At 66.9% G+C, this 2,598-nt stretch carries 4 protein-coding genes; all 4 read left to right on the top strand.

Translation table 11 applies throughout. From position 1 onward, the window contains the following. The coding region (locus tag LPZ50_RS23975; RefSeq protein ID WP_230665349.1) for a hypothetical protein at positions 1–446 on the top strand (446 nt) is incomplete at its 5' end. Between the two features lie 11 nt (positions 447–457). Continuing rightward, positions 458–949 carry a RidA family protein gene (locus LPZ50_RS23980; protein ID WP_230665350.1) on the top strand — a complete coding sequence of 164 codons (492 nt, stop codon included), beginning with the start codon at positions 458–460 and terminating at the stop codon, positions 947–949. Positions 950–961: 12 nt separating this feature from the next. Beyond that, positions 962–2,113, top strand: a complete 1,152-nt coding sequence (locus LPZ50_RS23985; RefSeq protein ID WP_230665351.1) for an FAD-dependent oxidoreductase — start codon at positions 962–964, stop codon at positions 2,111–2,113. Continuing rightward, positions 2,107–2,598: CoxG family protein (locus LPZ50_RS23990; protein ID WP_230665352.1), on the top strand; the 492-nt coding region annotated here is incomplete at its 3' end. The genes LPZ50_RS23985 and LPZ50_RS23990, both read left to right, overlap by 7 nt.

Raw genomic sequence — 2,598 nt, forward strand, 5'->3', positions numbered from 1 at the left:
GCTACGACGCCGCCGCGCTGGACCGTACCGGCAATGTGGAACTGCGCATGACGCTTGCCGCCATGGGCGCGGTGGGCGGCAACCGCAAACCGTTCCTGTCGCTGTTCGAGCCCTCGTGGCATCACACCTACAGCGTGCATGGCTGGGACCTGACCGAGCCGGCCAGTGCCGAACCGCTGATCTATCCGGCCTTGCCGCAACATCGCGCGGGACTGATCCAGGCAGTTTTCGAACTGCGCACCAGTCCAGCCAGCGCGCGCCGCTTTCTCGAAGATCCGTTCGCCTACGCCGACGGTTTCAAGCTCGCGCCCGACGAGCGGTCTGCGCTTGTGGACGTACACCCCGACCTCAATACCGACCGCCTGCGCGATGAGTTCGCCCTCCACGCCCTGCTCACCGCGGGCGCGGCCACCCAATTGCGCCTGCAGCGCAACCGCAAATCCTAGGAGAACCCTGTATGTCGCTCGACACTTTCCATTCGCTCAAAGGCTCCACCCCCGAAGCCCGCCTGGCGGAAATGGGCATAGACCTGCCACCCAAGCGCACCCCCATGGGCAACTACACGGGCGCCGTCACCACCGGCAAGCTGGTATTCGTGGCCGGCCATGGCACCTTCCGCGGCGCGCAGCAGACCCACCAGGGCAAGCTGGGCGCCGAGATCAGCGTCGAGCAGGGCCAGGAAGGCGCGCGCGTGGCCGCGATCAGCGCGCTGACCTCTCTGAAAGCCGAGATCGGCGACCTGTCGCGGGTTACCCGTGTCGTGCGGCTGTTCGGCATGGTGGCTTCCACACCCGGTTTCCATCGCCAGCCCGAGGTCATCGACGGCGCCTCGAACCTGTTGACCGCGGTATTCGGCCCCGCCGGCGTGCATGCGCGATGCGCGGTGGGCTTCGCCGCCCTGCCCGCCGACATGCCCGTAGAGCTGGAAATGGTCGTCGAGATCGCCTGAGGAGGCCGCATCATGACCCGCAATGCTGAAATTGCCGGTGGCGGCATCGGCGGACTGTCGCTGGCCGCGCTGCTGGCCCGCCACGGATGGAGCGTGCGCGTGCACGAACAAAGCCCGGATATCCGGGAAGTCGGCGCCGGCATCTATATCAAGAACAACAGCCTGGAAGTACTGGAACATCTGGGCGTATTCGACCGTATCCGCCCTTTCGGCACGCGGCTGGAGTACGCGCAGATCCGCTTCGCCGATGGCCGCGTAAAGCAGCAGCGCCGGCTGGAAGGCGACTCGCGCGTCTACACTTTCCCGCGCCAGGTGCTCATTGAAGGGCTGCGCGACGCCGCGCTGGCGGCGGGCGCGCAGATTGTCACCGGGTCGCGCGTGCGCGGCGTGCGGGCGGGCAGCCTGGTGACACAATCCGGGGAACAATTCGCGGCCGACCTGATCGTGGGCGCCGACGGCGTGCATTCGGCGGTGCGAAGCTCACTGGACATCGGTGGCGGCTTCACGGAACTGCCCACCCTGATCGATCGCTTCCTGGTGGCGTCGCGCGAATTCACGCCTGAAGCGCAAACCGTGGAACACTGGTCGGGTAACCGCCGCATCGGCGTCACGCCTGCCGGGCCGGATCACACTTACGTGTACATGGTCGCGCCGTTCAAAGATGCGGCCGCCGCGCGCCTGCCCCTGGATGTGCAAGACTGGTCGCGGCGCTTTCCCCTGCTGCGCCCCTTGTTCGAGACACTGCATCGGGCGCCCGCCACCCAGTATCCCTACGGCGTGGTGCGCTGCCCCAGGTGGGCGGTGGGCAATGTGGCCATCATCGGCGACGCGGCCCATGGCCTGCCGCCCACGCTGGGCCAAGGCGGCGGCTTGACACTGATGAACGCCCTGGCGCTGGCAACCTTGCTGCGCGACACCAGGAATGTGCCGGCCACGCTGCAGGAATGGGAACGGCGCGTGCGCTTTATCAGCGACCGCACCCAGTCCTGGTCGTGCCGCTATGACGCATTCACCCGCCAGTGGCCCACCATGCTGGATTTCGCCCGCCCGCTGGTGGTCTGGAGTTTCGGCCGTTTCCGTTGTTTGAACGACCGCATGCGCATCGCCGACCACGGCCTGAAACTCGCCGGAATCCGGATCGACAAGGAAAGCGTCTCATGCTGATCGAAGGTACCAAGATCCTCGCCGCCGATCGCGGCACGGTATGGAATGCGCTGAACGACCCGGCCTTCCTGCAGGCCACCCTGCCCGACTGCAAGTCCTTGTCGGCCGATGGCGACGATAGCTACACGGCCGTCATGGTCAGCGCCATCGGGCCGGTCAAGGCCACATTCCAGATCGCGTTCCGCCGCGAAGTCGAGACTCCCATGCAGGCTTATGCCCTGGTCGGCCAGGGTGACGCGGGCGTGGCGGGTTCGGCACAGGGCCGCATGCGTATTGCGCTTGCCGACATCGATGGCGGCACACAGCTATCGTATTCGGCCGAAACCACGATCAACGGCCGGATCGCGCAGCTGGGCAGCCGCCTGATCGACAGCGCCGCGCGCAAGTTCTCGGAGCGCTTTTTCCAGAATGTGCAACGACGCCTGGCGCCACACGAGGCCGCGGAGACGGGCGTCGCCCGGACGGCGGCGGAAGCCTCCGCGCCG

This window comes from Bordetella petrii (assembly GCF_020991325.1).
GTDB lineage: Bacteria > Pseudomonadota > Gammaproteobacteria > Burkholderiales > Burkholderiaceae_B > Bordetella_A > Bordetella_A petrii_E.